This is a genomic window from Mesorhizobium sp. 1M-11, assembly GCF_001303895.1.
Lineage (GTDB): Bacteria > Pseudomonadota > Alphaproteobacteria > Rhizobiales > Rhizobiaceae > Mesorhizobium.
The window spans coordinates 219,493-243,379 of sequence record NZ_LJSD01000011.1 but is presented as its reverse complement, the minus strand read 5'-3'; the positions used below and the strand labels follow the sequence as shown (position 1 = coordinate 243,379).

The window sequence follows — 23,887 nt, the reverse complement described above, 5'->3', positions numbered from 1 at the left end:
GGCGCCTTGCCCCTTTCTCTCATCATCATGCAGGCCGGCCGCTACGTGGCCTGGGTGCAGGATCAACCCAAGGGTACACGTTGATGTCCAATCGCGAGATTGAAGCGATCCTGCGCATCTCGTCCAAGCTCGGCAACATGCGGGCCTTGGAGACGTTGCAGACCAAGCTGGCGCAGGTGGATCGTTCCGCCAAGGCGTTCAACAGGTCTCAGACCGCACTGGCCAGGACCCAGACCGCCGCCTACAAGCAAACCGTCAGCACGCTCGCGGCCACTGCTCGCTACCTTGCGCCGGCAGCCATCGCGATGGGCGTGCAGCGTTCGGTTGTCGCTTACGCGGCCGTCGAACGTCGCCTCAACCGCATCGCCATCAATGCCGACCAAGGCAAGGAAGCGGTCGGCGGCATGCTGAAGACCGTCAACCAGATCAGTTACGAATACGCCATCGCGCAGGACGACGTGACGACCGGTCTGGAAACATTGGTTGCAGCCGGGCGGTCAGCCGATGATGCCATGAAGTTCCTGCCTGCGGTGACTGCTACTGCTCAGGCTGCAGGAGCAGAGATAGCGGACATCGCCACCACCGCCGACGCTGTAGCTGGTTCTTTCGACATTGCCGGCGACAAGATGCAGCACGCGTTCGACATCCTTGTTACCTCCGGCAAGCAGGGAAAGTTCGAACTGAAGGACATGGCGCAGTATCTCCCGTCCATGGCCCCAGCCTTTGCGGCGCTCGGATACAAGGGCGAGAAGGGTTTGGGGAAGCTTGCGGCGATGCTCCAGACCATTCGCCAACGCACAGGCTCAGCTGGCGAAGCGGCGACCGCCGCGCAGAACATCTTCCAAAAGATGGAGAGCGAAGAGACAGTCAAGAAGTTTGCCAAGTTCGGCGTCGATCTGCGCGCCGAACTTGCCAAGGCACGCAAGGAAGGCCGTGATCTGGTCGATACTTTTCTCGACCTCTCGGAGAAAGCAACCAAAGGCGACCTTTCGAAGATCCCGCAGCTCTTCACTGATGCGCAGTTTCAGGTCGGCATGCGCGCCCTGTTGCAGGGGCGCAAGGATATGGAGGGATTTCAGCGAGCCCTGGCGAACGTCGACGGCGCTACTATGCGTGACGTGAACAAGGTTCTTGCCGACACAGAGACGAAGCTTGATCGCATGGCGTCGTCATGGACACGCTTCAGCACATCCTTCGGAAATACGATAGCGCCGCCCGTCACCGGCTTGCTGGACAGCGCTACCGGCTTTCTCGATTTCGATCAGGCAATCACCGAAGGCCTCAACAAGCGCGGACTGACGCCGCAACAGCAGCAGACCTGGCGAGCGCGCAACTGGTTCGACAAGGAAGCGCGTGGCCTCGCTGCCTTCGAAGGTGGCTGGCGTTCGCCTGAAGGTAAGATAGCTGAAAAAGGCGCTCTGGCACTTTCGCCTGAACTGCCCTCGCGTCGCCAGGACGCGCCTGTGGTCGACAGAAAGGCGCATGGATTGCCGGCAACCATGGTGGTTCCTGCCGGGCGTTCTGACCTCGACTTCCCCCTGCCGGACCTGAAATATGACCGCTTCGTCGCGCCGTCGCCTGAAGGTATGCGCCAGAGGAAGGCGGACGAACGCCGCGCCAGGCGAACTGCTTTGGCCGCGTTGCCTGCCGCGTCCAGTGGCGATGCGTCGTTCGACGAGTTCCGGCATGCGGCGGGCGGTGGACAGCTTCTGGCTGGCGACTTCGGAGCTGCGCCGTCCGCCGGCCAATCCTCGATAGCTTCGTCGATCGCGCAGGCGATTGGCGAACTGCCGGGCGCCATCAGGGCTGGAATGCAGGACCTGCTGGCGCCGACCAGAAGTCCCGACTTCGCGCTGCCGCCAGCAGGCGGCGCCAGCTTCCGTGAAAGCGAGGAAGCTTCCATGAAACTTCTGCGCAGCGACGCATCCGGCATCTCGAACGAGATCGAAAGCTCCCTGAATTCTGGCGGCAGCGGCGCGGCGCAGTCGATCCGCGAAGCGGCCGAGGCGGTCAATCGGGCGGGCGGAGAGGCTGGTAGCGTCTTCAAGCAAATGGTTGCCGGCATCGGCGCCCAGATCGGGCAGGAAGCTGCTCAATCCTTCAGGGCAAGCATCGGCACCGTTACGGTCAATGCCAATGTCCGCACATCGTCGGTCGGCTCGTTGGCGCCAGCAACCGGCGACAAGGGCCGCACCATGCCCAACGCTGGCGGGCTTCGCGAGAAGATCTGATGCGCAATTGGCTCAAGCTTCGGCCTGCCTCGTTCCGGGGCGTGCCTTTCCATGTCGAAGACGATGGCCCCATGCGCGGCCGCCGCGTTGTCGTTCACGACATCTCGGGCGGCGAGCGTCCTCTTACCGAGGATATGGGCCGCATGGCGACGGCCATTTCGGTCAGCGCCTATGTCGCGACCGATGCCGCCGACGCTATCGGACATGTGCTGGAACGCGCCTGCGATGCGCCTGGGCCGGCACTCCTCGTGCTGCCGATCGACCCCGCCAGAATGATGCACTGCATCGGGTGCGAGCGTGAACGCCGCAAGGATCGCGCGGGATACATCGCCTATCGCCTCTCTTTCGTGGAAGCCGGCGCCGGGGCATCGGCTTCGATTGGCGGCATCTCTGCGCTGCGCGACATCTTTGACGCCGGCATTGTATTTGTCAGCGGCGCAATCGGGAGCCTGTTCAAATGATTTCATGGCTTTTCCACTTGTGTGACCGGCTCATCGCCGACGCCGACGATCGCATTCTGGTGCAGCAAAGGCAGGCCGTGATCGCGGCAGGTGGTGACACCGCCGCGACCGCCTACCTCGAACTATGCCGCCTTGTCGGCGAGGCTGCCGATCCTTCTGCGACATTGATCGCCCTCGACGATGTCGAGGATGCCGCGCCGGTCGACTTGCTTGGCCGGCTTGTCGTTCACGCCTTCGCCGTCATGCGCGCTTCATATCCCGCGCAACCCGATGCCGCCGCCGCGAGGGTGCGTCTCGCTGCTCAGGCAGAGATTGCCTATCCAGTGGTCGGAGACGCGCTTGGTCACATCGTTCTCGATTTTGCGGTGAGGCTTATCGGGGAGGCGACAGTCCAGCTTTCGCGGTTGGCCGCGAATGCTGCGCCGATCGTCCGTGTGGAAACCGGCATTTCCCTGCCGTCATCCCTGATCGCGTTCGATCTCTACGGGCAGGCGTCGCGCGGTGCGGAAATCATGGAGCGCAATGGAACCGGCACGCCGATGCTGATGCCGTCGCCGCTGAAGGCGCTTGCATACTGACATGTTCGAAACAGTCGTTTTCAACGTTGCCGGCAAGCCATTGTCGCACAAGGCCTGCCGCCTGTCAGCTAGTGCCGAGGGGGCGGTCCGCGAGGCCTCCTTCACCGTCGCCCATACCGGCGATGGCGTGCCTTGCCAGCCTGACGACCCCGCCACGATAACGGTCTCCGGCGACCTGTGGGGCGCCGGTTTCGTGCGCGATGTTCGCGGCAGCCACGGCGAGGCGGACCGGTCCTATGAGGTGACGTTCGTGTCGCGCACGATCGATGCCGTCGAGTGTTCGATCGATCATCCGAGCGGGTACAAGAAGGATTGCGATCTGCTCGACATCGCCAGGGAATTCGACACGCTCGGCATCGGCGTCGAAGGAAATCCCAAAACCGAGCGCAAGGCTAGGCACAAGGTTGTCCCCGGCGAAAGCCTTTTCCAGACCCTGGAGACCGATGCACGCGCGCAAGGGGTGCTGATACAGGACACCGAAAAGGGAAAGCTGAAGCTTGCCGACAAGCCGGAGGGGCGTCACGCTGGCGGTCTCGTTCGCGGGAAGAATATCAAGCAAGCCGAAGCGCAGATCACGGGAGCCGGCCGGTTTTCATCCGTCAAGGTGCGCGGCCAGAATTCGACCGGCGTCACGGCACCGGCCTTGCGGTCGGAAGGATCTGCAAACGATGCCGGGGTCAAGCGTAACCGGCCGCGTATCCTGACCTATGAGGGCGAAGCGACATCGGCACGCCTGAAGAAGCGCGCCAAATGGGAAGCGCAGCGCGGTGCCGGCAACGGCACGTCCTGCTCGATCGTCACACCCGGATGGCGCGACGGAGCAGGGCGCCTCTGGACACGCAATTTTCTTGTGGCGGTCGACGACAGTTGGCTTGGCATCAATCAGGACATGGTGATCGCCGAAGTCGCCCTGGAGCAGGGCGCCGATGAAAACGAAGGCACCAGGGCGACGCTGTCCCTGAAGGATCCTCGCGCGCTTGGCGGCGACAATCCGCGCGGCAGTTCGGCGAGCGGGTGGGGCGCGCCTTCGGCATCCGATCCGGCATACCGCGACGAGGGGGAGTAGCGTCATGTTCGATAGCCACCTCACGCGCTTCCAGCTTGACGGGAAAGTCGAGCACAAGGACGGACAGCAGTTCATCGGCGGCAAGGGTTTTGCCGGTGACAGGTTCGAACGGGTTCACCGCCCCGAGCCGCATGGTTTTGCCTCGCATCCCGTCAAGGGCGGGATCGGCGTTGCCATGTCGGCACGCGGCAATCGCGACTCCGCCTATGTCTTCGGCGGTGAAAATCCGTCGCTTCGCCCGGATATCGCCATGGGCGGCACGGCGATCTACGATCACACCGGCAACATCGTGTCGGTGGTGCAGGCCGATCTGCGCATCGTGCATGCGACCGTCATCCACATGATCGCGCCGACGATCATCCTCGAAGGCCAGGTCAAGCTTGGGGGTCCCAATGCTGACAGGCCAGTATCGGCGCAGGGCACGATCGACAGCGATGGCGATGTCGACACCAGCAATTTCGCCAACGGCGTCCTGACAACCTGAAAGACAGACATGCGTATCATTGCGCTCGACGGGCCGGCAACGCCGATGCTCGATCCCGATGTCGTGTGGAACGGCATAATAGGCGATCTGGAAATCTCCGTGACTGACGATCCTGTCAATCCAGCCGGGTTGCGTGCAGGTCAATCGTTGGCGACGGCCGTCCTGATCTGCCTGATGACGGATTGCCGCGTCGAGGTGTCCGAGCTGCGCGACGGAGATGCCAATCGTGGTTGGCCCGGCGATAGTTTCGATCTTGAACCGGGTGAAGTGCCGCTTGGGTCTCGCCTCTGGCTACTGCGTCGTCGCGCACTGACAGAGGATCTTGAGCTTGAGGCGCAGGACTATGCCCGTGCAGCGCTGCAACCTTTGATCGACGATGGTGCATTCGCCCGTTTCGATGTGACGGCTTTCGCGAATCGGACCCAGAATCGGCTCGATCTCGATGTGCGCGGCTACGGCAATGCCGGCGAGCAGCGTTTCTCGCAACGCTTCGCGCTGCTCTGGGGAACCCTGGCGCGCGATCCCTTAACGCCTTCGATCAGGTGACAGAATGGCCTTTCCGCTTCGCTCGCTCGACGAGATATCGCGCACCGTGCGCGGTGCCTTCAGGCAGTATATGCCGGGCACCGATGCCAGCCTGCGCATCAACATCACCTATGTCATCGCCAAGGCGATCTCCCTGCTGGCACGTGAATATGAGCTGCGCTTCGGCTGGCTCCACCGCAACATGTTCCTGTGGTCTGCCGACAACGCCGAGTGGGTTTCGCTGCTGGCCGCCGATATCGGCATCTGGACCAAGCCCGCATCGGCCGCCTCTGGCGTCGTAACGGGAACGGGGGCTGCCAACCAGGTCTATCCTGCGGGCATTCGCTTTTCGAGCGGCGGCCAGACCTTTGTCACCACGGCCGCTGTCACCGCAGACGATGCTGGCGCGCTCGCTTTTCCTGTCCTGTGTGAACAGACCGGCGCCTCGACAAACCGCGACGTCGGCGCCGTGTTGATGCTGGCCGATCCTTCGCTTGAGCCGACGCTTTCGCAGGAATTCACCGTGGCCACAGGCGGGCTGGGCGGCGGCGCAGATGCCGAGACGCTGGAAGCGCTGCGCTCACGCGCATTGCAACGCAAGCGCAATCCGCCGCGTGCCGGTGCCTTGAGCGATTACGAAGAGATCGCCCTGTCGGTTGCCGGCGTCGTCAAGGCGTGGGCCTTCCGTGTGCCGGCTTCGCCCGGAGCTGTAACGGTGCTGTTTCTCTTCGCGGGCCGCGCCAATTCCATTCCGTTAGCGGGCGATGTTGCCGCCGTGCAGGCGGCGATCGACGCGCGGCGCCTGATCCGGGTCGACGCCAGTGAGCATCCGCCCCGGTTTCGCTGCCGATCAACGTCTCGATTTCCGGCCTTAGCCAGGACACGGCGGAAATTCGGGCTGCCGTCGAGACCTCGATCCGGGCAATGCTTGTCAGCCGATGCCGCCCTGGAATTGCGGGGAACACCTTTACCGTCTCCAGAAGCTGGATTTCGGAAGCGATCTCGGCCGCTTCCGGTGAAGACCGGCACATTTTGTTGACACCGGCGAGCGACATAACGCTGACCGGTGGACAGTTCCCGGTCCTTGGGGTCGTTACCTATGCGTGATGCCGGTCTCAACACGGTCACGCGCGATCCTTCGCCCGATCAAGTACGCCAGCCTGTCGCGACGCCGTTCGATGTCCTGGCCGATCCGGATGTCGAACAGCTTCTGCCGGCAGCTTTGAACTTCTGGCCGCGTGGTGCGGTCTTCGGTTCGCCGGACGGTCTCGCTGTCGATACGTCGTCGAACTGGGCGAAGCTGACTCAGGTGCTGCTGTCTCCGTTTGTGACGCTCTATCGGCGAGCATTCTTGCTTGCGCTGGAAGCGAGCCCCGCCACCTTCGACCAGACGCTTGAAGATTGGGAAACCGAATATGGTTTGCCGGACAGTTGCGTCCAGGCCGAACAGACCCGTGCCGAACGCATTGCCGCCGTCGTGGCCAAGGTCAATGCCGCTCCGTTGATCACGCCGGGAGACTTCGTCCGCCTCGCGCTCGACTATGGTTTTGTCGTCGAGATCGAGGAGCCTGCCGTCTTCGAATGCGGCTTTTCCGAATGCGGCGGCGAGCATGCGACCGGTGCATGGTCTCAGGAAATCTACTGGATCGTCCGCGTGAGCGAAGTCGCCGTCTTCTACTTCAGGACCGGCGAGGGTGAATGCGGCGCCGATCCCCTCTTCTCCTTTGGCGATGCCGAAAGGCTGCTCTGCATCCTCATGCGGCTATCGCCTGCCTGGACCATTCCCGTTCTCGAAATAGTGGAGCCCAACCCATGAAATATCAGGCGCCGTTTGGATCGCCGGACCCGAATGCCGGGTATGTCGACAAGAATGTTCCGGGTGCCGTTGCTGGCTCCAAAGTGCCGGCGAAAGCCGTCGAACAGCCGCAGCGTGAACTCCTGTACGTTCTCACTCAGGCTGGATTGGTGCCTAGCGACAACGATTTGACGCAGCTCTGGCAAGCTCTGAACCTGATGCTGCTGCCAGGCTTCGCCGGGCGTCTCGCATGGATGCCGGTTCTGTCCGTCACCACAATCGTGCCGCCAGGGGCGCCGGTCATGGGCGATGCTTATATCGTGCCTGCCGGTGCTGCCGGCGCTTGGGCTGGCAATTCGCAAAAACTGGCGATCTGGACAGGCTCATCCTGGGCACTCATCCAGACAAAGGACGGCCATGGTGTCTGTTTGCCGGATAGCCGCCTGTTCGTCCGGGCTGCCGGTATCTACATCGAGTTTTTCGCGACCGATACGCGCGCAGGACTGGTCAAGACGGCGACGACGCAGGACGTGAAGGATGCCGTGGGAACAGGCGTCGTGCGGGCTCAGGATCTGGCCAGCTATATCCTGCGTCCGGACACCGCCACTCTGACGCTCTATGTCCGACCTGATGGCAACGATCTGAATGACGGTAGCGCAAACGATGCGGCTCACGCCTTCAAGACGCTCGCCGCAGCAGTCGATCGTATCCAGAACCGTTATGCATTTGCCGGCCGCAAGGCGATCCTCAAGCTCGGCACTCCTGGGACCTATGATACCGTCTCCATCAACAGCGTTGCGGGTGCTATCGAGATCACGGGAGACAAGGCGAACCGCAGCGGTTACGTGCTTACTGGCACACGCGGCGTGACGATCGTTGCCTCGACTGTTTCGTTGATTGGTCTCTCCTTGACCTATGGGGTTGGCGCCGTTCAGCACAACCTGCAGGTTGGCAAAGCGGGGGTCGCGACAATCGACGGCGTCATCTTCAACGGTTCGGCGCAAGCGACATGGTCGCATATGTTTGCGACCGACAGCGGCGGTATCGTCCTGCAATCGGGTCTCGCGGCCGAAGTCAGAAGTGATGCCTATGCAGCCCTCTATGCGGCGACTGGCGGAACCATCGCGGCTTCGACGGGGGCACAGATGCTGATCACTTCAAACAATCCATCGTTCGCCGACGCGACTGCGGTCGCCCGTACCGGTGGCGTCATCGAAATCGCAGCCCTTACCTTCCAGGCCGGCGGCGGCGGTTTGGGCCGAAGATACCATGCTTCGCTGAATGGCGTGATCAACACCAACAACAGCGGCCCGAACTTCATTCCTGGCAATTCGGCCGGCCTTATCGAGACGGGAGGTCAATATGCGTGACTTCGATATCCGCGATTGGTACTGGCTCTCCGACGACGGCCGCCTGTACAGTTCGGCGCGACAGTCGCTCGTCGCCGACGTCGAAACCGATGTGGCTTACGCCGCTTGGCTCGACAACGAAGGGCATCCGACATGCTGGCCCGCCGACGATGAGGGGGAGCAGACAGAAGCGGCGCTCGCGGCTGTGCTGGCGTCCCTCGGTCTCACTCTGTGGCCTCTGCCGCTCAAGGCGCAGCTCTCTGCCTACGCAGCGGAAAAACGCTGGCGGATCGAGACTGGCGGCATCACGGTCGGCGGCGCGCGCCTCGATACGAGCCGTGAGAGCCAGTCCATGATCACTGGTGCCTACGCCTACTCGCAGGCCAATCCCGAAATGTCGATCAGCTACAAGGCCGCTTCGGGTTGGGTTGTCATGAACGCCGCCACTCTGGCCACGATCGCCACAGCCGTTGGCACCCACGTCCAGGCTTGCTTTGCTGCCGAGGCAGAAGTGGCTTCCGCCATCGAGGCTGGCACCATAACCACGCAGGCGGCGATAGACGCGGCGAACTGGCCGTAACCCGGCACAAATCCCAACAATCAAGGATCATGAACATGACGACGACGCTGGATATTCAGCGGCGGCTGAAAGAACTTGGCTATCAGCCCGGCGATCTGGATGGCATTCCGGGCCGCCAGACGGCCGCGGCCGTCAAGCAGTTTCAGCGCGCCCGAAACTTGGATGCCGACGGTATCGTCGGACCGGTGACAACGGCCGCGCTGTTCCCGCGCAAGCCTGAAGGCGATGCCGTTGCCCCATGGCTGGAACTGGCACGGGCCAAGATTGGACTGCACGAGAAACTGAACAACAAGACGCTGCGCGACTGGCTGAAAAGCGACGGCAACACGCTTGGCGACCCGGCGCAATTGCCATGGTGCGGCGACTTCATGGAAACCTGCATCGCCCTGACGCTGCCGGACGAGGTGTTACCGTCCAACCCATACTACGCCTTGAACTGGCGTAACTTCGGCGTGCCGCTGAAGATCGTCGCGGCCGGCGCCGTCGCGCCGTTCTCCCGGCCCGGGGGCGGGCACATCGCCATGGTAGTCGGGCATGACCGTGAGACATTCCACGTCCTCGGCGGCAACCAGTCCAACGCCGTGACCATCACGCGCATCGCCAAGAGCCGCCTTGCCGGTCCGTTGCGCTGGCCGAAGGCCTTCCCGATGCCATCGATCGAGCTGCCGTTTTCGACGCTCGACGCCACGGTCTCGCAAAACGAGGCCTGACCGATCCCGCGCCGGCCGGGTTCGCCGGTAATTCATAAAAGGAGAAGACCGATGACGGTCCGAGCAATGTTCTATGTCAAGGAAATCAACCACCGCACTACCGCCGATGCCACGTCGGTCAATGTGGAGGTGAAGATGGGCGCCGCCTTCGGCAGCTATCTGAAAGGCCTGCCGGAGGGCAACGGCGATTGGTCGAAATGGACGCCTTCCGGCGATCTGTCGATCACAATCACCAACCCTGCGGCCGTCGAACAGTTCGAGATCGGTGAGGTCTACGAACTGACCTTCGACAGGGCCGCCAAGGCTTCCTGACGATCCACCCGAGCCCGGCCGGGTGAGCCGGGCATCCCTCACACACAAGGAAAAATGACAAATGCGACTGCTGCTATGCATGGCAGCGGCGATGCTTGCGCTCGCCGGCTGCACGACTGTCGAGATCGACCAGTCGATCCGCAGGAACCTTCCGCAAATCTGCAAGGCCTCGGCCGATGCGCACGGCCTCTATCTGGTGGCCGTCGCCTTCGGAAAGGTTTCGGAACGCAACCAGCAACGGGTCGACGGTGCCTGGAATTCACTGGTGCCGCTTTGCAAGGACCCATCCAGCCAGACCACGGCCGGCGTGCTGACCGCCGCCTTCACCGCCTACCTGACGATATCGAGCTACGCACGCGAATAGCGCGTCGTTCCTCGATCCCCTCTCACTCAATGTAAAGATGAAGGAACACCGATATGGGTAATTACAGCAAGCTTATCGGCTCGATAGTCGGCGGCACAGCGGGCCTGCTTGTGGCGCGCGGACTGTTGCCGGCCGAGTGGGCGACACCGGAAATCCAGGGCGCCATCGTCGTCCTGCTTTCGGCGGCCGCGACGTTCGCTTTTCCCGCGAACAAACAGAGCTGACGCCACATCCCTGCCTGCACTGCCTTCACTCGCACATCGAGGCCGATATGAGCTTCCACGACTTCCTCACCACCATCGGCCTCGATCCAGCGATCCTGGGTGCCGGCGCGGCGGGCGGGCTACTCCGATCCCTCTCACGGAAGAGGTTCAAAGTGCGCGAGGTCTTCCTTTCTCCTGTCTGCGGCACGCTTGCCGCAGGCTACCTGACGCCTTGGGCGGTTCACATCGTGCGTTATTATGGCTGGCCGCCCATGCCGACCGACGCGTCGGCGGTCTACGCCATGGCGTTTCTGATCGGCACCATTGCCATGTGGATCAGCGACCTCGTATTCGAAGCCATCGTGCGGCGCATCAAAGGCGATGCGCCTCCTTCCGAATTACCGTGACCCGCCGCCAGCCCCGCACCCGTAAGCCCTGATCACGATATTGGCTTTTCCCCGGCAGTCATAACAGGGGTCGGCGCATCGATTGATCTCGCCACGCTTGCAGATCATCAGGGCGATGTCGTCGCGCGTTGGCTTCTCGTGGCACGTGCTGAGATGGCGCGCTACGACATGCGCGGTAGCCGGCGACAGGAACACCGTCTTGCCCATGGCCGCACGTTCAGAGATCCAGCACGACAACTCGAACAGATCGCGCCAACGGCGGTCTTCCGGCGCCGGCATCTCCTTTACGATCGATGCTGAGATGCGCGCGACCTCTTCCGGCTTTAAGCCTGGCTCTCGTCTTGGATTGTGGCTCATCGCAGCCAAAAACACTCCCGGCGGCGCCTCTCGCGCGCATCCCGACGCATGAAATGATGAATGGCCGGTCGCCCAGCGTGTTCTTAAAATGTTCTCATGCTCGACGGCAGTCAAGCAAAAAGGAATGTGTTCCTATTCTCGCAACGTAATGCCGATCAATTCGGCGCCGTCGTGATCCGCTCGCCACTCCCATGGTCGAGCAAAGGAGCCCGCCCACATGCCGCGTTCGGCCGCTCTGGCGTCTCGCTCGGCCGGGGCATATGCGCCGTCACTGTAGCGCGGCCAGTCGAGCGCATGGCCTTGCCTGACCATCCATTCGGCGATGTCGTGCCCGCCGGCAGTGCAAACGGCAACGGCACGTCGGTAGCGATCTCGGTCAACCTCGACGCACGATGTCGGCCGATGCGCGTCGAGGAAGTCAGACAGCGCAAGTGCGGCCTTTTGCCCACAGCGGTATTTCTTGCCTCCAGCATCGAGGCAAAGCTGCCGGCTTTCAGGTGCGTCGATTCCGTTGAGGCGGATACGCTGGCCGTGGATTTCGATTGTGTCGCCGTCGACTACTGAGGCGACGCCGACAATGGGTTCGGCCGCCGCAGTCATCGGCGGTGAGAACATGCCAATGTGGAAAAGAACGGCGGAAACTGTGGGGATAACTGTGGGGTGCATTCGGGAGAACAAGGGCAACCCTTTGATTTTTCTGGTCGGAGTGGCAGGATTCGAACCTGCGACCCCATCGTCCCGAACGATGTGCGCTACCAGGCTGCGCTACACTCCGTGACCAGACGGCGGGCTTATAGCTGCCGCGTCCCGTTCCTGCAAGCGGGTATGGCGCTGTTCCGGTCGCATTTCGTTAGCTTTGTCGGCGCATGGCTCGCTTGGATAAGGTTCCTGTTAGGCAGATGTGCTAAAACCGCTGCGCGTAACGGCGATCCGGAACGTTTCATGTCGCCGCAAACAGGCTTTGGCCTTATAGGAGCTCCGCTGTCTTGACCTTCAAGATCGTCGCCGAAGCCAAGCCCAATACTTTCGCTTTCGAGACCGCGGCGCTCGTCAAGCCGTCGGGTTTCCGCGAATATGACGCGCGCTGGTGGTTTGGCCATCCGGCTTCTGCACAGCCGCCCGAACTGAACCTCGTCGGTGTTCAGGCGCTGGGAATGGGGCTGGGAACGCTGATTCGCCGTCTGGGCGTTGGTCCCGGCATCGTCACCGGTCATGATTTCCGATCTTATTCTCTGTCGATCAAGCTGGCGCTGGTTTCCGGCCTGATGGCCACTGGCGCCAGGGTCAAGGATATCGGCCTGGCGCTTTCGCCGATGGCTTATTTCGCCCAGTTCGCGCTCGACGTTCCGTCCGTCGCCATGGTCACCGCTTCACACAACGAGAACGGCTGGACGGGCGTGAAAATGGGCGCGCAGCGGCCGCTGACCTTTGGTCCTGAAGAGATGGCGTCGCTGAGAGACATCGTGCTCGGTGGGGATTTCGATCTCACCGATGGTGGCAGCTACGAGTTCGTTCCGGACTTTCGGCAAACTTATGTCAACGATCTGGTTTCCAGCGGAAGCATTTCCCGAAAATTGAAGGTGGTTGCTGCCTGTGGCAACGGCACCGCGGGCGCCTTCGCGCCTGAGGTACTGGAGCGCATCGGCTGCGAAGTGATCCCGCTCGACGTGGAACTCGACCATACTTTCCCGCGCTACAATCCCAACCCCGAAGACATGAAGATGCTGCACGCCATCCGCGACAAGGTGCTGGAGACCGGCGCCGATGTCGGCCTGGGGTTTGATGGCGATGGCGACCGCTGCGGCGTGGTCGACAATGAGGGCAACGAAATCTTCGCCGACAAGGTCGGCGTGATGCTTGCCCGCGACATTTCCAGTCAGCATTCCGGTTCGGTTTTTGTCGTCGACGTGAAATCAACCGGTCTGTTCAACACTGATGACGTGCTCCGTGCCAACGATGCAAAGACAGACTATTGGAAGACCGGCCATTCCTACATCAAGCGCCGGGTTGCCGAGCTAGGTGCCATCGCCGGCTTCGAGAAGTCGGGGCATTTCTTTTTCAACCCGCCTATCGGGCGCGGCTACGACGATGGGCTTGTCACGGCGATCGCCGTCTGCCGCATGCTCGACCGCAATCCCGAAAAATCGATGGCCGATCTCTATCGCGACCTGCCGCTGACCTTTGGCACGCCGACCATGTCGCCGCATTGCGACGACGACAAGAAATATGGCGTCGTCGAGCGCGTCGTTGCCGACTTCCAGGCGCTGAAGCAACGCGGCGAGGTCTTTGCCGGCCAGAAGATCGTTGACCTCGTGACCGTCAACGGTGTGCGTGTGGTCGCCGAGGATGGCACCTGGGGGCTGGTAAGAGCCTCGTCGAACAAGCCGGAGCTGGTCGTGGTGGTGGAAAGCCCGGTTTCCGCCGAGCGGCGGCAGCAGATGTTCGAAGGTGTCGATGCCGTGCTGCGGCGCAGCCCGGATGTCGGGCCTTATAATCAGACGTTTTGAATGTGCGTGGGGCGGTATGAACGAGCGCATCGTCGGTTTTGTGATGAGCGGCGGCGTCGGTTCGCGGCTGTGGCCGCTATCGCGCGAGGACAATCCCAAGCAGTTCCATGATCTGTCCGGTGACGGCTCGATGCTGGTCAAGACGCTGCAGCGGCTGACCGCGCGCGTTGGAGGGGAGACGCCGGTCTTCCTGATCGCCTCAGAGCGTCATGCCGAGCGAGTCAGCGCCGACCTTGCCGGCATCGATCTTCGTGGTGGAGGCGCATTGTTCGAGCCCGTTGGCTGCAACACAGCCGCCGCCGTGGCGTTGGCAACGTTGCGTACGCTTGCCGAATTCGACGATGCGCTGATGCTGGTGGTGCCGTCCGATCACGAGATTTCGACCACGGCGCAGTTCTGGCAGACCGTGGAGGCCGGCGTTCCGGCTGCCCGAGCCGGCAGGCTGGTCGTATTCGGCGTAAAACCGACCCAGCCCGAAACAGGCTATGGCTATATCGAAGTCGGAACGGAGCAGGGTGGCGTGTTCGATGTCTCGCGTTTCGTTGAAAAACCAGATCTTGCCACGGCCGAAACCTATCTCGCGGCAGGCAATTTCTACTGGAATGCCGGCATCTTCCTGTTTCGTGCCAGCGCCATGCGGGATGCCTTCCTGTCGTTTCGACCGGAGATCTGGCAGGCCACTGAGACTGCCTTCAAGGCAGCGACCAGCGACGTGTCCGGCCTCTACATGGTGCAGGATCTCTACGAAGCCATTCCCTCGATTTCGATCGACTATGCCGTCATGGAGCGGGCGAGCGACATCGCCATGGTTCCAGCGGGTTTCCGCTGGAACGATCTCGGCTCATGGCAGTCGCTGCTCGACGTCGGCCCCGCCGACAAGGATGGCAATGTCGTCATTGGTGACGTTGTCGCCATCGATTGCCAGGATTCCTACATCCGCAGCCAGGGTCGCTTGCTCTCGGCGGTCGGCCTGAAGGACATCGCCATCGTCTCGACCGCCGACGCGACTTTTGTCGCGCCCGTGAGCCACAGCCAGAATGTGCGCAAGATTGTCGAGCAGCTCGAGAAGAGTGGACGCCTGGAAACCAAATTCACGCCGGCGCATGACCGCGTCATCGAGAATGGCTCCTGGCGCAAGCGTGTGCGCCATTGGCTGTTCGAGGAAACCATGCCGTTATGGTCGACCGTTGGCGTGGATGATCGCCATGGCGGTTTTCACGAAGCTTTGGGTTTCGACGCGTCTCCTCTGATGAAGCCCAAGCGCATGCGCACAATGGCTCGCCAGGTCTATGCCTTCGCGGTGGCCAAGGTGCGTGGCTGGGATGGGCCCGCCGATCGGCTTATCGCACATGGTATCGACTTCATGGCGCGTTATGGCCGTACCGACAATGGCGGCTGGGTGCGCACGATGAATGTGGACGGCAGCATCGCCGATCCTGCGGAGGACGCCTACGACCACTCCTGCGTCCTGCTGGCGCTGGCGCATGCGCATATGTGCGGCAATCCTGATGCGTTGCGTTTGGGGCAGGAGACGTTCTCTTTCCTCGATGCGCACCTGGAAGACGAACGCCTGACCGGCTTCCTGGAGATATCGGGCGGCAAGGGAGAGCGTCGTTCCAACCCGCATATGCATCTGCTGGAGGCGTTCCTGGCATGGCATTTGGCTACCGGCGACCGCACCTATCTGCGCCGCTCCGCGAGGCTGGTAGACCTCTTCCGTAGCCATTTCTTCGACCGCGAAAGCTGGACGCTCGGCGAGTATTTCGATGACGAGTGGAAACCGGCGTTGAGTGAGCGCGGCGAATGGACCGAGCCCGGTCATCATTTCGAATGGGCTTCGCTGCTGGTCGATTTTGCCGAGCGCAGCGGCCAGGCCGATCTCGCTGGCTATGCGCGCAAGCTCTACGCCTCGGCCATCGCCAATGGCTTGAACCGTGCCACGGGGCTGGCTTACGGTGCCGTCTCGCGTGACGGCCTGCCGCTCGACAGCATTTCACGCAGTTGGCCACAAACCGAAGCGATCAAGGCAGCAATCGCGTTGGACGGCACGGGGGGGCCGGATCTGAAACCGGAGATCGAGGCCCGTGTCGGGCGTCTGTTCCGCTGGCACATCGATCCAGCGCCGGTCGGCCTGTGGATCGATCGCATCGACGAACGTGGCCGCTCACAGGCCACGGAAGTGCCGGCAAGCATCTTCTATCATCTTGTCACGGCACTCACGCAATATCTCGACAAGACAGAAGAAACAGGGAAGGGGAGACCGGCCTAGTACGGGCTCGCCACGTCACCTGTTTCCACATAGACCGACTTCTCCTGTGAGTAGAGTGCCAGTGCTGACAGCGAGTTCTCGCGGCCGATGCCCGACTGCTTGAAGCCGCCGAACGGCATCTCGACCGGCGACAGGTTATAGTTGTTGATCCAGCAGGTGCCTGCCTGCAATTCTGCGATCACGCGATGCGCGCGCGGCAGGTCGCGGGTGAAGACGCCGGCAGAGAGGCCGAATTCGGTATCGTTGGCGCGGTCGATCACTTCGTCTTCGTCATTGAAGGACAGCACGCTCATCACGGGCCCGAAGATCTCCTCGCGCGCGATGCGCATCTGGTCCGTGACATTGGTGAAGATGGTCGGTTCGATGAAGAAGCCGTTTTCGAAACCCTGCAGCTTCGGCTCGCCGCCGCCGTAATGGAGCGACGCGCCGTCGGTCTTGCCGACGCCGATATAAGACATCACCTTGTCGTGCTGTGCCTTGTTGATCAATGGGCCCATCTGCGTTTCAGGATCGAGCGGGTCGCCGATGCGTATTGCCTTGGTACGCTCCGTCAGCCGTTCGACGAAACGGTCATGCAGAGCTTTCTGGACGAACACGCGGGTGCCGTTGGAGCAGACCTGGCCTGTCGAATAGAAATTGCCGAGCATGGCACCGCCGATGGCGTTCTCGAGATCGGCATCGTCGAAAACGATCAGCGGCGACTTGCCGCCGAGTTCCATCGTGGCGTGCTTCATAAGGGAACCAGTCAGCGCCAGCACCTTCTTGCCGGTCGGCACCGAGCCGGTCAGCGAGACCTTGGCGACCACCTCGTGCGAAGCCAGCGCGCCGCCGACATCGCCGTAACCTTGCACGACGTTGAACAATCCGTCCGGCAAGCCGGCTTCCGTGTAGATTTCGGCAAGTGCCAGGGCGGAGAGCGGCGTGTTCTCCGACGGCTTGAATACCATGGCATTGCCCATGGCTAGCGCCGGGGCAGATTTCCAACCCGCACCCTGGATCGGATAGTTCCAGGCGCCGATGCCGACGCAGACGCCGAGCGCCTCGCGCCGCGTGTATGCGAAGGGACCGCCGAGATCGACATAGTCGCCGGTGTAGCTCGCTACCGCGCCGCCGAAATATTCCAGCGCGTCCGCGGCAGACGCCGGATCGGCCACCAACGTCTCCTGGATTGCCTTGCCGGTATCCAGCGTTTCGATGCGGGCAAGCTCGGCGTTGCGGGCGCGCAGGATGTCGGCAGCACGGCGCAGGATGCGACCGCGCTCCACCGGCTTCAGCCGTGCCCAGGCCGGTTGCGCGGCGCGTGCTGCCTCGATGGCCAGTTCGACGATGTTGGGCGTTGCCGAATGCAGCGTGGCGATGGTTTCGCCGGTCGCCGGATAGATCACCGGCAGCGGCGCGCCCTGTTCGTCGTCGACGAAGCGGCCGTTGATGTAGTGCGATGCCTTGGGCTGCGCGCGCATGGGATCTCCGAATTCTGTGGCCCGCCGAATGCGACGGCCAATGATGCTCTATCTGTCCGAGACCTGCCAGCGCGGATTGATCCAGGGTTCCTGGTTCGAGGGCGCGAGCGGTGTGCGGCCGAGAATATGGTCGGCGGCCTTCTCACCGGTCATGATCGACGGCGCGTTGAGATTGCCGTTGGTGACGCGCGGGAAAATCGAGGAATCGGCGACACGCAGACCGTCGACACCGATCACCCGGCATTCCGGATCGACCACGGCATGGAGATCATCGGTGCGGCCGATGCGGCAGGTGCCGCAGGGATGATACGCGCTCTCGGCATGCGCGCGAATGAACGCATCCAGTTCATCGTCGCTCTGCACATGGCTGCCCGGCGAGATTTCCTGGCCGCGGAACGGATCGAAGGCAGCCTGTCCGAAGATCTCGCGGGTAAGACGGATGCAGTGACGAAAATCCTGCCAGTCGTCGGCATGCGACATGTAGTTGAAGCGGATCATCGGCTTGGCATTGGGATCATGCGAGCGCAGCGTGATGGAGCCGCGCGACTTCGACCGCATCGGTCCGACATGCGCCTGGAAGCCGTGCGACTTCGCGACCGCCTTGCCGTCATAACGCACAGCCGCCGGGATGAAGTGATACTGGATGTCGGGATAGTCGACACCCGGCGCCGAGCGTACGAAGGCCGCGGCTTCGAAGTGGTTGGTGGCACCCAGCCCGCTTTTGAAGAACAGCCATCGCGCCCCGATCAGTGCCTTGGAGAAAGGGTTGAGGATCGAGTTCAGAGTGATCGGCTGGGTCGCTTCCTGCTGGATATAGAGCTCCATGTGGTCCTGCAGATTCTGGCCGACGCCGGGTCGATCGGCGACGACCGGAATGCCGTGTTCGGCCAGGTGTCGGGCAGGGCCGATGCCGGACAGCATCAGGATCTTGGGCGAATTGATGGAGGATGCTGCGACGATCACCTCACGCCGCGCTTTAACGACCTGAATCTGTTTGCGAGCTTCGATCTCGACGCCGACGGCACGTTGATTCTCGATGAGCACACGCCGAGCGAAGCCTTTGACGAGACTCACATTTTGCCGTTTCAGCGCTGGCTTCAGATAGGCATTCGCTGCCGACCAGCGCTGGCCGTTGCGGATGGTCTGCTCCATCGGCCCAAAGCCTTCCTGCTTGGCGCCGTTGTAGTCGTCGGTCAGTTCGAAGCCGGCCTGGCGGCCCGCTTCGATGAAGGCGGCATAGAGCGGGTTCGTGCGGGCGCCGCGCTGCACATGCAGCGGTCCACCCTTGCCGCGCCAGCCATCTTCCCCGCCATGGCTGTCCTCCATGCGTTTGAAGTAAGGCAGCACGTCGGCGTAGCTCCAGCCCGTCGCGCCTTGCTCAGACCAGTGGTCGAAGTCGCGCGCATGGCCACGCACATAGACCATGCCGTTGATCGAGGACGAGCCGCCGATCACCTTGCCGCGCGGCGTGGCGAGGATACGCCCGCCGAGATGTGGCTCCGGCTCGGAGGTGAAACCCCAGTCGTAGAGCGGCATGTTGAGGGGGATCGACAGCGCCGATGGCATCTGGATGAGCGGGCCGGCATCAGAGCCGCCATACTCGATGACGATCACCGAATGCTTGCCGTCCTCCGACAGGCGGTAGGCCATGGCCGAACCGGCCGAGCCGGAGCCGATGATGACGAAATCCGCTTCAAGCATTTTCCATATGCGCCATGAAATCGGCGAGCGAGATGTTGCCGCCAGTTGCGATTACGAGCACGGTCTTGCCTGCGACATCTATGCCGCTATCGACCAGAGCTGCCAGCGATGCCGCGCCTGAAGGCTCAAGCACCAGTTTCAACCGCTCGAAAGCGGTCTTCATTGCCCGCCGCACGGCAGCGTCGTTCACCGTGATGCCTTCAGCACCCGCCGTCTTCAGCGCAGCAAAGGGGGCGATGCCGGGTGCCCGCGCCATCAGCCCGTCGCAGATCGAGCTTGGGCCGAGCGGCATTGTTTCGATCGCGCCATGCGCGAGCGACGAGCCCATGCCGTTGAAGCCCTCTGGCTCCACGGCAAGTATCCGGGTTCGGGGCGAGAGATAATGGAAGGCCAGAGAGATGCCTCCGATCAGGCCACCGCCTCCGACCTGGCAAAAAAGAAGATCAGCTGCAGCGCCGCGGGCAGCCAACTGATCGAGCGCCTCCAGTCCTGCGCCAGCCTGCCCGGCGACGATCTCCGGATCATCGAAGGGGTGCAGCAGCGCCAGGCCCTCCGTCGCGGCGATCTCGCGGGCCTTTGCCGCCGCCACTTCCTCTCGGGCTCGGTTGCCATGATCGGTCAGGACTACACGCGCACCATAGCCTGCAGTCGCTTCGCGTTTGGCCGCCGGTGCATCGATCGGCATGACGATGGTCACGGGAATGCCGAGTGCCTGACCCGCCGCTGCCAGCCCTTGCGCAAAATTGCCGGAGGAATAGGCGACGACGCCCTCCCTGGCTTCTTCGGGCGACAGCTGCTTCAACCGCCAATAAGCACCACGCACCTTGAAGGAGCCTGCCCATTGCAGCGATTCCGGTTTGACGAAGACGCGCGCGGCGCCGGTCTGGCGGGCAAGTGCCGCCGATTCCAGCAGCGGCGTCCTCTGTGTCGCCTTTGCCGTTTCGGCATAGGCGCGCTGGATGTGGTCGAGAGACGGAACAGGGGGCTCAATCATCACTCACCCCTTGGAAAGCGTTTGTCGGCCTCAAGCGTGTCGAGGTTCATGTGGTTGCGCATATAGCGCTCGGAGGCTTTCTGCAGCGGCTGGAATTCCCATGGATAGTAGGCGCCGTTGCGCAGTGCCGGGTAGATCACCCAGCGCCTTGCCTGGCTTTCGCGCACGGCAGCGTCGAATGCGCCCATGTCCCAGCGCAACCGTACCTTTTCCATGAGTGCTGCCGCGATCGCTGCGTGATCGGGGTCGCTGGCCAGATTGACGCGTTCGCGCGGATCCTGTTCCAGGTCGAACAATTGCGGCGGGTCGATCTCGCAATGCACGAATTTGTAGCGGCCTTCGCGGATCGCCACCATCGGTGCATAGGAGCCCTCCGCGGCGTATTCCATCAGCACCGGCTCGCTGCGCCCGCCGCCCTGCAGCAGCGGCACCAGCGATTGTCCGTCGGTCCAAGGCTGGATGGCGCCGATGTCGATGCCGGCAAGGTCGCACAGCGTCGGGCAAAGGTCGAGGTTCGAAACCGGCACGTCGATGCGGGCAGGGCGAATGTCCTTGCCCGCGATCATCAAAGGCACACGCGCCGAGCCTTCGTAGAAGCACATCTTGAACCACAGGCCGCGTTCGCCAAGCATGTCGCCGTGGTCGGATGCGAAAACGACAAGGGTGTCGTCGGCCATGCGGGTGCGATCGAGCACGGAGAGCAGCTCGCCGACCTTGTCGTCGAGATAGGAGATGTTGGCGAAGTAGCCTTGCCGGGCGCGGCGGATATGCTCGGGGGTGATCGAAAAGCTGTCGTAGTCGCTGGCCTTGTAGAGCCGCTGCGAATGTGGGTCCTGCTTGTCGTATGGGATGAAGCCGGTTTCCGGCTCGAGCGCCGGGCAGTCCTCATAGAGGTCCCAATATTGGCGCCGTGCGACATAAGGATCGTGTGGGTGCGTGAAGGAGACGGTCAGGCACCAGGGGCGGCGCTGTGCGTCGTCTGATATCCGGGCGAAGTCGTAGAGTTTCTGCTGGGCGTGGAAGGCGACTTCGTCGTCATACTCCATCTGGTTGGTGATCTCGGCGACGCCTGCACCGGTCACGGAGCCCAGATTGTGGTACCACCAGTCGATGCGCTCGCCGGGCTTGCGGTAATCCGGCGTCCAGCCGAAATCGGCCGGGTAGATGTCGGTGGTCAGGCGCTCCTCGAAGCCGTGCAATTGGTCTGGTCCGACGAAATGCATCTTGCCCGACAGCACGGTGTGATAGCCGGCTGCACGCAAATGGTGCGCGAATGTCGGGATGGAGGAGGGGAATTCGGCGGCATTGTCGTAGACGCCGTTGCGCGAGGGCAGTTGCCCGCTCATGAAGGCCGCACGTCCCGGCGCGCACAGAGGTGAGGCGGTGTAGTTGTTGCGGAACCGCGCCGAGCGTGCGGCAAACGCCTTCAGGTTCGGCGCGTGCAGGAAGTCCGCCGGCCCGTCCGGAAACAATGTTCCGGTGAGCTGGTCGACCATGACGATCAGGATGTTGGGCGTTTTTGTCATCGAACCTGTGCCAGCTTGGCGTCGATATAGTCCTCCACCAGCGCACCGGCACTGAGGGGGTTGGGTAGTCCATCGCGCAGCGCGCGGCGGATGTAGAGCCCGTCTATCATGGCGGCGATCGCTTCGGCCATGCGCGCGGCCTCCTCGCGTGGCACCAGCGGCGAAAGCCCGCTCATCAGGTTGGAATGCAGCCGGCGCGCATAGATGCGCAGCAGCCGTCTCAGCGAGAGCGAGTTTTGCGCCTCGACATAGAAGGCAAGCCAGGCATGCACGGTCTCCTCGCGGAACTGGCCGGCGTTGAAGTTCACGCCGACAATTGCTGACAGCCGTTCGCGTGGCGTGCCGGCCTTGTTGAGCGCCGCGATCGTGTCGGCGCCGAGATCGGTCAAAAGATGTCGCATCGTGGCCAGCAGCAGCTCTTCCTTCGGCCCGAAATAGTGATGGGCGAGTGCGGAGGAGACGCCCGCACGGTCAGCGATTTCCGACATGGTGACGTTGAGGGACCCACGCTCGCCGATCGCGGAGATCGTGGCGTCGATCAGCGCCTTGCGGCGCAGCGGTTCCATTCCGATTTTCGGCATTTCAGCTTCTCCCGTCAGGCAAGTTATTTTTTATTGACTCGTCAATCAATAAAAATCCCGCCATGTATTTTGGTCATTGCGACGCGAGGCGAGGGGACTGCTGTTCCGCAAGGCGACCCTCGCAACTCTTCGTGACTGGCCCATATGTTCAGGATTGAACAGTTACCGTGCCGGGCCTAATGTGCTAGGAAAGGCAAGGCCAATTTGGAGAAACTCCCATGACGGCAAGCATTGTCGGTTGGGCGCATTCGCGCTTCGGCAAGCTGGAGGGCGAGACGCTCGAAGGCATGATCACCAAGGTTGCTTCGGAGGCACTCGAGCATGCTGGCATCGGACCAGACGATGTCGACGAAATCGTGCTTGGCCATTTCAATGCCGGTTTCTCGGCGCAGGACTTTACCGCCAGCCTCGTTCTCCAGGCCGATGACCGGTTGCGCTTCAAGCCTGCCACCCGTGTTGAGAATGCCTGCGCCACCGGCTCGGCTGCGGTTCGCCAGGGCATCCGCGCCATCGACGCCAATGCCGCCCGTATCGTTCTGGTGGTTGGTGCGGAACAGATGACGACGACGCCTGGCCCCGAGATCGGCAAGAACCTGCTCAAGGCCTCCTATCTGCCGGAAGATGGCGATACGCCGGCCGGCTTCGCCGGCGTTTTCGGCAAGATCGCCCAGGCCTACTTCCAGCGCTATGGCGATCAGTCCGATGCATTGGCGATGATCGCTGCCAAAAACCACAAGAACGGCGTCGACAATCCGTATGCGCAGATGCGCAAGGATTTCGGCTTCGATTTCTGCCGCCAGGAAAGCGAGAAGAATCCGTTCGTCGCCGGCCCGCTGAAGCGCACCGACTGCTCGCTAGTTTCGGACGGCGCCGCTGCCCTGGTGCTCGCCGATACCGACACCGCGCTCAGGATGCGCCGTGCCATCACCTTCCGCGCCAATGAGCATGTGCAGGATTTCCTGCCGATGTCGAAGCGCGACATCCTCGCCTTCGAAGGCTGCGAGCAAGCCTGGGAACGCGCGTTGAAGAAGGCTGGGGTTACACTCGGCGATCTCTCCTTCGTCGAGACGCATGACTGCTTCACCATCGCCGAACTGATCGAATACGAGGCAATGGGCTTGGCCAAGCCGGGCGAGGGCGCAAAGCTGGCCCTCGAGGGCTACACTGCCAAGGACGGCAAACTGCCGATCAACCCTTCAGGTGGTCTCAAGGCCAAGGGCCATCCGATCGGCGCCACCGGCGTGTCAATGCATGTGCTGACCGCCATGCAGCTTGCTGGAGAGGCTGGCGGCATCCAGGTGAAGGACGCCAAACTCGGCGGCATCTTCAATATGGGCGGCGCCGCCGTCGCCAATTACGTCTCGATCCTCGACCGTATCCGCTGAGCAATTCCCGGAAAGCGCGTGGCGCTTTTCCATTGGCGGGGT

Annotated in this window: 25 protein-coding genes and 1 tRNA gene; 18 read left to right on the top strand and 8 right to left on the bottom strand. The window is 62.3% G+C overall.

Features of this window, described 5'->3' with window-relative positions; translation table 11 throughout:
* Positions 1-83 precede the first annotated feature (83 nt).
* The 15 genes from AO692_RS04910 to AO692_RS04845 all read left to right on the top strand — a co-directional run bounded on the left by AO692_RS04910 (position 84) and on the right by AO692_RS04845 (position 11,065).
* The gene (locus AO692_RS04910) at positions 84-2,231 is read left to right on the top strand and encodes a phage tail tape measure protein (RefSeq protein WP_054308918.1); all 2,148 of its coding nucleotides are present in this window, start codon (positions 84-86) and stop codon (positions 2,229-2,231) included.
* Entirely contained in the window at positions 2,231-2,692 is a 462-nt protein-coding gene (locus AO692_RS04905; protein ID WP_054308917.1) for a DNA circularization N-terminal domain-containing protein, read from the top strand. Before AO692_RS04910 ends, AO692_RS04905 begins: the two co-directional genes overlap by 1 nt.
* Positions 2,689-3,270 (top strand): hypothetical protein, encoded by a 582-nt coding sequence (locus tag AO692_RS04900; protein WP_054308916.1) that lies wholly within the window; start codon positions 2,689-2,691, stop codon positions 3,268-3,270. The genes AO692_RS04905 and AO692_RS04900 overlap by 4 nt, the downstream gene beginning before the upstream one ends.
* 1 nt (position 3,271) lies before the next feature.
* Positions 3,272-4,336 carry a hypothetical protein gene (locus AO692_RS04895; RefSeq protein ID WP_054308915.1) on the top strand — a complete coding sequence of 355 codons (1,065 nt, stop codon included), beginning with the start codon at positions 3,272-3,274 and terminating at the stop codon, positions 4,334-4,336.
* Between the two features lie 4 nt (positions 4,337-4,340).
* Positions 4,341-4,820, top strand: coding sequence for a phage baseplate assembly protein (locus AO692_RS04890; protein ID WP_054308914.1), 480 nt, complete (start codon positions 4,341-4,343; stop codon positions 4,818-4,820).
* Positions 4,821-4,865: 45 nt separating this feature from the next.
* Positions 4,866-5,366: a phage GP46 family protein gene (locus tag AO692_RS04885; RefSeq protein WP_244483255.1), complete on the top strand. Its 501-nt coding sequence runs from the start codon at positions 4,866-4,868 to the stop codon at positions 5,364-5,366.
* A gap of 4 nt (positions 5,367-5,370) precedes the next feature.
* Complete coding sequence (locus tag AO692_RS04880) at positions 5,371-6,384, top strand: baseplate J/gp47 family protein (protein ID WP_054308912.1); 1,014 nt, start codon at positions 5,371-5,373, stop codon at positions 6,382-6,384.
* Positions 6,385-6,444: 60 nt separating this feature from the next.
* Positions 6,445-7,161, top strand: coding sequence for a putative phage tail protein (locus AO692_RS04875; protein ID WP_082407216.1), 717 nt, complete (start codon positions 6,445-6,447; stop codon positions 7,159-7,161).
* Entirely contained in the window at positions 7,158-8,510 is a 1,353-nt protein-coding gene (locus tag AO692_RS04870) for a DUF2793 domain-containing protein (RefSeq protein ID WP_054308910.1), read from the top strand. The genes AO692_RS04875 and AO692_RS04870 overlap by 4 nt, the downstream gene beginning before the upstream one ends.
* Positions 8,503-9,069 (top strand): DUF4376 domain-containing protein, encoded by a 567-nt coding sequence (locus AO692_RS04865; RefSeq protein ID WP_054308909.1) that lies wholly within the window; start codon positions 8,503-8,505, stop codon positions 9,067-9,069. Before AO692_RS04870 ends, AO692_RS04865 begins: the two co-directional genes overlap by 8 nt.
* A 35-nt stretch (positions 9,070-9,104) precedes the next feature.
* Positions 9,105-9,779, top strand: a complete 675-nt coding sequence (locus AO692_RS04860) for a TIGR02594 family protein (RefSeq protein WP_082407244.1) — start codon at positions 9,105-9,107, stop codon at positions 9,777-9,779.
* A 51-nt stretch (positions 9,780-9,830) separates the two neighbouring features.
* The gene (locus AO692_RS04855) at positions 9,831-10,091 is read left to right on the top strand and encodes a hypothetical protein (protein WP_054308907.1); all 261 of its coding nucleotides are present in this window, start codon (positions 9,831-9,833) and stop codon (positions 10,089-10,091) included.
* Positions 10,092-10,152: 61 nt separating this feature from the next.
* Entirely contained in the window at positions 10,153-10,455 is a 303-nt protein-coding gene (locus AO692_RS04850; RefSeq protein ID WP_054308906.1) for a hypothetical protein, read from the top strand.
* Positions 10,456-10,508: 53 nt separating this feature from the next.
* The gene (locus tag AO692_RS33360; protein WP_162839655.1) at positions 10,509-10,679 is read left to right on the top strand and encodes a hypothetical protein; all 171 of its coding nucleotides are present in this window, start codon (positions 10,509-10,511) and stop codon (positions 10,677-10,679) included.
* Between the two features lie 47 nt (positions 10,680-10,726).
* A complete protein-coding gene (locus tag AO692_RS04845; protein ID WP_054308905.1) occupies positions 10,727-11,065 on the top strand; it encodes a hypothetical protein in 339 nt (112 codons plus the stop codon).
* Here the strand turns inward: AO692_RS04845 and AO692_RS32660 are convergent.
* The 3 genes from AO692_RS32660 to AO692_RS04830 form a co-directional block, all read right to left on the bottom strand.
* Positions 11,057-11,536, bottom strand: coding sequence for a hypothetical protein (locus tag AO692_RS32660; protein ID WP_152979718.1), 480 nt, complete (start codon positions 11,534-11,536; stop codon positions 11,057-11,059). The two genes, AO692_RS04845 and AO692_RS32660, sit on opposite strands and share 9 nt — an antisense overlap.
* Before the next feature lie 18 nt (positions 11,537-11,554).
* Positions 11,555-12,022: a thermonuclease family protein gene (locus AO692_RS32145; protein ID WP_244483281.1), complete on the bottom strand. Its 468-nt coding sequence runs from the start codon at positions 12,020-12,022 to the stop codon at positions 11,555-11,557.
* A gap of 98 nt (positions 12,023-12,120) precedes the next feature.
* Positions 12,121-12,197: transfer RNA gene (locus tag AO692_RS04830), tRNA-Pro, on the bottom strand.
* Positions 12,198-12,408: 211 nt separating this feature from the next.
* Here AO692_RS04830 and AO692_RS04825 point away from each other — a divergent pair.
* The gene (locus AO692_RS04825) at positions 12,409-13,929 is read left to right on the top strand and encodes a phosphomannomutase/phosphoglucomutase (RefSeq protein WP_054308902.1); all 1,521 of its coding nucleotides are present in this window, start codon (positions 12,409-12,411) and stop codon (positions 13,927-13,929) included.
* 16 nt (positions 13,930-13,945) lie between these two features.
* Positions 13,946-16,198 carry a mannose-1-phosphate guanylyltransferase/mannose-6-phosphate isomerase gene (locus AO692_RS04820; protein ID WP_054308901.1) on the top strand — a complete coding sequence of 751 codons (2,253 nt, stop codon included), beginning with the start codon at positions 13,946-13,948 and terminating at the stop codon, positions 16,196-16,198.
* On the opposite strand, the gene betB is transcribed toward AO692_RS04820, so the two are convergent.
* The 5 genes from betB to betI are packed head-to-tail and all read right to left on the bottom strand — an operon-like array spanning position 16,195 to position 22,460.
* Positions 16,195-17,658 carry a betaine-aldehyde dehydrogenase gene (gene betB, locus AO692_RS04815; RefSeq protein WP_054308900.1) on the bottom strand — a complete coding sequence of 488 codons (1,464 nt, stop codon included), beginning with the start codon at positions 17,656-17,658 and terminating at the stop codon, positions 16,195-16,197. The genes AO692_RS04820 and betB overlap by 4 nt on opposite strands.
* A 48-nt stretch (positions 17,659-17,706) precedes the next feature.
* Positions 17,707-19,359, bottom strand: a complete 1,653-nt coding sequence (betA, locus tag AO692_RS04810; RefSeq protein ID WP_054308899.1) for a choline dehydrogenase — start codon at positions 19,357-19,359, stop codon at positions 17,707-17,709.
* Entirely contained in the window at positions 19,352-20,353 is a 1,002-nt protein-coding gene (locus tag AO692_RS04805; RefSeq protein WP_054308898.1) for a pyridoxal-phosphate dependent enzyme, read from the bottom strand. The genes betA and AO692_RS04805 overlap by 8 nt, the downstream gene beginning before the upstream one ends.
* Positions 20,353-21,879, bottom strand: a complete 1,527-nt coding sequence (betC, locus tag AO692_RS04800; RefSeq protein ID WP_054308897.1) for a choline-sulfatase — start codon at positions 21,877-21,879, stop codon at positions 20,353-20,355. Before betC ends, AO692_RS04805 begins: the two co-directional genes overlap by 1 nt.
* Complete coding sequence (betI, locus tag AO692_RS04795) at positions 21,876-22,460, bottom strand: transcriptional regulator BetI (RefSeq protein WP_054308896.1); 585 nt, start codon at positions 22,458-22,460, stop codon at positions 21,876-21,878. Before betI ends, betC begins: the two co-directional genes overlap by 4 nt.
* 218 nt (positions 22,461-22,678) lie before the next feature.
* On the opposite strand from betI, the gene AO692_RS04790 reads away from it, so the two are divergent.
* Positions 22,679-23,845 carry an acetyl-CoA acetyltransferase gene (locus tag AO692_RS04790; RefSeq protein ID WP_054308895.1) on the top strand — a complete coding sequence of 389 codons (1,167 nt, stop codon included), beginning with the start codon at positions 22,679-22,681 and terminating at the stop codon, positions 23,843-23,845.
* The last annotated feature ends 42 nt before the right edge of the window (positions 23,846-23,887 follow it).

Excerpts from the sequence above, each read along its gene's own strand:
- AO692_RS04910 (WP_054308918.1), top strand. The coding sequence starts at position 84 with ATGTCCAATCGCGAGATTGAAGCGATCCTGCGCATCTCGTCCAAGCTC.
- AO692_RS04905 (WP_054308917.1), top strand. The coding sequence starts at position 2,231 with ATGCGCAATTGGCTCAAGCTTCGGCCTGCCTCGTTCCGGGGCGTGCCT.
- AO692_RS04900 (WP_054308916.1), top strand. The coding sequence starts at position 2,689 with ATGATTTCATGGCTTTTCCACTTGTGTGACCGGCTCATCGCCGACGCC.
- AO692_RS04895 (WP_054308915.1), top strand. The coding sequence starts at position 3,272 with ATGTTCGAAACAGTCGTTTTCAACGTTGCCGGCAAGCCATTGTCGCAC.
- AO692_RS04890 (WP_054308914.1), top strand. The coding sequence starts at position 4,341 with ATGTTCGATAGCCACCTCACGCGCTTCCAGCTTGACGGGAAAGTCGAG.
- AO692_RS04885 (WP_244483255.1), top strand. The coding sequence starts at position 4,866 with ATGCTCGATCCCGATGTCGTGTGGAACGGCATAATAGGCGATCTGGAA.
- AO692_RS04880 (WP_054308912.1), top strand. The coding sequence starts at position 5,371 with ATGGCCTTTCCGCTTCGCTCGCTCGACGAGATATCGCGCACCGTGCGC.
- AO692_RS04875 (WP_082407216.1), top strand. The coding sequence starts at position 6,445 with ATGCGTGATGCCGGTCTCAACACGGTCACGCGCGATCCTTCGCCCGAT.
- AO692_RS04870 (WP_054308910.1), top strand. The coding sequence starts at position 7,158 with ATGAAATATCAGGCGCCGTTTGGATCGCCGGACCCGAATGCCGGGTAT.
- AO692_RS04865 (WP_054308909.1), top strand. The coding sequence starts at position 8,503 with ATGCGTGACTTCGATATCCGCGATTGGTACTGGCTCTCCGACGACGGC.
- AO692_RS04860 (WP_082407244.1), top strand. The coding sequence starts at position 9,105 with ATGACGACGACGCTGGATATTCAGCGGCGGCTGAAAGAACTTGGCTAT.
- AO692_RS04855 (WP_054308907.1), top strand. The coding sequence starts at position 9,831 with ATGACGGTCCGAGCAATGTTCTATGTCAAGGAAATCAACCACCGCACT.
- AO692_RS04850 (WP_054308906.1), top strand. The coding sequence starts at position 10,153 with ATGCGACTGCTGCTATGCATGGCAGCGGCGATGCTTGCGCTCGCCGGC.
- AO692_RS33360 (WP_162839655.1), top strand. The coding sequence starts at position 10,509 with ATGGGTAATTACAGCAAGCTTATCGGCTCGATAGTCGGCGGCACAGCG.
- AO692_RS04845 (WP_054308905.1), top strand. The coding sequence starts at position 10,727 with ATGAGCTTCCACGACTTCCTCACCACCATCGGCCTCGATCCAGCGATC.
- AO692_RS32145 (WP_244483281.1), bottom strand. The coding sequence starts at position 12,022 with ATGACTGCGGCGGCCGAACCCATTGTCGGCGTCGCCTCAGTAGTCGAC.
- AO692_RS04820 (WP_054308901.1), top strand. The coding sequence starts at position 13,946 with ATGAACGAGCGCATCGTCGGTTTTGTGATGAGCGGCGGCGTCGGTTCG.
- betB (WP_054308900.1), bottom strand. The coding sequence starts at position 17,658 with ATGCGCGCGCAGCCCAAGGCATCGCACTACATCAACGGCCGCTTCGTC.
- betA (WP_054308899.1), bottom strand. The coding sequence starts at position 19,359 with ATGCTTGAAGCGGATTTCGTCATCATCGGCTCCGGCTCGGCCGGTTCG.
- AO692_RS04805 (WP_054308898.1), bottom strand. The coding sequence starts at position 20,353 with ATGATTGAGCCCCCTGTTCCGTCTCTCGACCACATCCAGCGCGCCTAT.
- betC (WP_054308897.1), bottom strand. The coding sequence starts at position 21,879 with ATGACAAAAACGCCCAACATCCTGATCGTCATGGTCGACCAGCTCACC.
- betI (WP_054308896.1), bottom strand. The coding sequence starts at position 22,460 with ATGCCGAAAATCGGAATGGAACCGCTGCGCCGCAAGGCGCTGATCGAC.
- AO692_RS04790 (WP_054308895.1), top strand. The coding sequence starts at position 22,679 with ATGACGGCAAGCATTGTCGGTTGGGCGCATTCGCGCTTCGGCAAGCTG.